The organism is Mesorhizobium sp. M7A.F.Ca.MR.362.00.0.0 (assembly GCF_004023175.1).
Classification (GTDB): Bacteria; Pseudomonadota; Alphaproteobacteria; order Rhizobiales; family Rhizobiaceae; genus Mesorhizobium.
Genome location: NZ_RZTF01000581.1, coordinates 1 through 2,768, shown reverse-complemented (window position 1 = coordinate 2,768; position 2,768 = coordinate 1). Strand labels below are relative to the sequence as shown.

The following is a 2,768-nucleotide window of genomic DNA, read 5'->3' as shown; positions in this document are numbered from 1 at the left end:
AAGCTGATGGCAAAGAGATGCAGGAGCGGCGCCTGGGTGTCGACGTCGGTGTCGCGGATCGTCTCGTTGGCCGAATAGATGAAGTTCGTGGCCATGACGATGTTCCAGGTGCCAAGCGTCACGATGAAGGGCGGCAGCTTCATGTAGGCGACAAGCACGCCGTTGAGCAGTCCGCAGGCCGCACCGGCGGCAAGCCCTATCGCCACGGCGAGCGCGCTCGGCATGCCGTAGGAGACCGCGCAATTGCCCATGATCACCGCTGAAATCACCATGATCACGCCAATCGACAGGTCGATGCCCGCGGTCAGGATGACCAGCGTCTGCGCAGCACCCAGAATGCCGATAATGGCGATCTGCTGCAGGATAAGCGTCAGCGTGTAGGACGAAAAGAACCGCCCACCGATGGTGATGCCGAAGACGATGATCGCCAGAACCAGGACGATCAGCGGCACTGCGGCCGGCGTCGAATGCAAGAAATGCTGGATGCGCTTGACGGCCGACTTGTGCTCGTCAAAAGCGGCAACGCTGGTGTCGCTGCTCGAGAGAACCTTCTCGAATTCCTGAGCTTGAGCCATGTTTACTCCCCGTAGGCTTCAGCCAAACGCCGACGCCAGTCCACGCCTTTCCGGTCTGCTGCCGGGATTGTTCGCGGTCACGCGAGCCATCGTCCACCCGAAGCGGCCGGGGATCAAGCCCCGACCGCTCAGGTTCCCTGGATGCCGGTCAGACCGACATCAGCCCCAGCACTTGGCGAGGCCTTCCTTGGTGTCGATGGACTTGACGCCGGTGGCCGGCTTGTCCGTCACCAGGTTGACGCCGGTATCGAAGAAGTTCTTGCCTTCGGTCGGCTTCGGCTTGGTTCCGTCCTTGGCAAAAGCGGCGATCGCCTCGATGCCGAGTGCTGCCATCTGCAGCGGGTATTGCTGCGAAGTGGCGCCGATGACACCTTCGGCCACCGACTTCACGCCGGGGCAGCCGCCATCGACGGAAACGATCAGCACCTGGCTTTCGAGGCCGACAGCCTTGAGCGCCTGGTAGGCGCCGACAGCGGCAGGCTCGTTGATGGTGTGGATGACGTTGATGGTGTTGTCCTTCTGCAGGAGGTTCTCCATCGCCTTGCGGCCGCCCTCTTCGTTGCCGTTGGTGACGTCGTGGCCGACGATGCGGGGATCGTCCTCATCGCCGATCTTGTTGGGATCCTTCACGTCGATGCCGTAGCCCATCATGAAGCCCTGATCACGCAGCACGTCGACAGTCGGCTGCGAAGGCGTCAGGTCGAGGAAGCCGATCTTGGCGTCCTTGGCCTTGTCGCCGAGCGTGGCGGCTGCCCAGGCACCGATCAGCTTGCCGGCTTCGAGATTGTCCGTCGCAAAGGTCGCGTCGGCGGCGTCGATCGGATCGAGCGGCGTGTCGAGCGCGATCACCAGCAGGCCGGCGTCACGCGCCTTCTTCACGGTCGGCACGATGCCCTTGGTGTCGGATGCAGTGATCAGGATACCCTTGGCGCCGTCGGCGATGCAGCTCTCGATGGCCGCAACCTGGCTCTCGCTGTCGCCGTCGATCTTGCCGGCATAGGTCTTGAGGTCGACGCCGAGTTCCTTGGCCTTCGCGGTGGCGCCCTCCTTCATCTTGACGAAGAAGGGATTGGTGTCGGTCTTGGTGATCAGGCAGGCACCGACACCAGCCTCGGATGCGGACGACGCAAACGCCATCAGCCCCAGAGCCGCGGCGGCAAACACGGTCGATTTCAACAGTTTTGTATTGGTCACGATTTCCTCCCAGTGGAACCATCCGGATGCCGGCCAACCGGCACCTGCAGCGCGTCCAACGAAATTCTCCCAGCGTGGACGCGGCCTCAACAGACACCAGCACGAAGCCTCTGTCAATAATTAAATCACTCTTATTTATTATTGACAGCCTTGCTTCGTTCACCCATTCTGGCCCAAAAGCATTGAGGGGAAACGACGGGAGGAACAGGGTGGAAACGGCCATTGCGAGGCACGGTTCGCCCGAGGTGAATGACAGTCTCATTCACCGCGGCACCAACCAGAGCGGCATGCGCGACCACAATGAGCGGTTGGTGCTGTCGCTGGTGCGCCAGCACGGCAGCCTGGCAAAATCCGACATCGCCCGCATGACCGGCCTTTCGGCGCAGACGGTTTCGGTCATCATGCGCGAGCTGGAGGAAGAAAGCCTCCTGCTGCGCCAGGCGCCGTTGCGCGGCAAGATCGGCCAGCCTTCCATTCCGATGGCGCTCAATCCCGAAGGCGCTTTCTTCATTGGCCTGAAGATCGGCCGCCGCAGCGCCGAACTGGTGTTGATAGATTTCCTTGGCCATGTCCGTTCGATGCTGCAGCATTCCTATCGCTACCCCGCGCCGCGCGAGACGGTGGACTTCGTCACCAACGGCATGCGGCAGATGCGCGGCGCGCTGACGCCCGCGCAAGACAAGCGCATCGCCGGGCTCGGCATCGCCATGCCGTTCGAATTGTGGAACTGGGCCGATACCGCCGGCGCCCCCCGCGACGTGATGGACGAATGGCGCCACCGCGACATCCGGGCCGACATCCAGGCGCAATGCGATTTTCCGGTCTATTTGCAGAACGATGCCACGTCGGCCTGCGGCGCCGAGCTCGTCTTCGGCCAGGCGGGCGCTGCGCGCGACTTCGTCTATTTTTATATCGGCGCCTTTGCCGGTGGCGGCATTGTGCTGAACGGCCGGCTTTTTGGCGGCCCGACCGGCAATGCCGGAGCGCTCGGCTCCATGC

The 2,768-nt window shown here is 62.6% G+C and carries 3 protein-coding genes; 1 reads left to right on the top strand and 2 read right to left on the bottom strand.

The genetic code is table 11. The features are described from left to right. Positions 1–575: ABC transporter permease (locus EOC06_RS35465; protein WP_164898940.1), on the bottom strand; the 575-nt coding region annotated here is incomplete at its 3' end. Positions 576–734: 159 nt separating this feature from the next. Continuing rightward, positions 735–1,751, bottom strand: a complete 1,017-nt coding sequence (locus EOC06_RS35460) for a sugar ABC transporter substrate-binding protein (protein WP_164898941.1) — start codon at positions 1,749–1,751, stop codon at positions 735–737. A gap of 227 nt (positions 1,752–1,978) precedes the next feature. Between EOC06_RS35460 and EOC06_RS35455 the strand changes: the two genes are divergently transcribed. Then, positions 1,979–2,768 (top strand): ROK family transcriptional regulator (locus tag EOC06_RS35455; protein ID WP_164898939.1); only part of this gene is annotated, 790 nt, incomplete at its 3' end.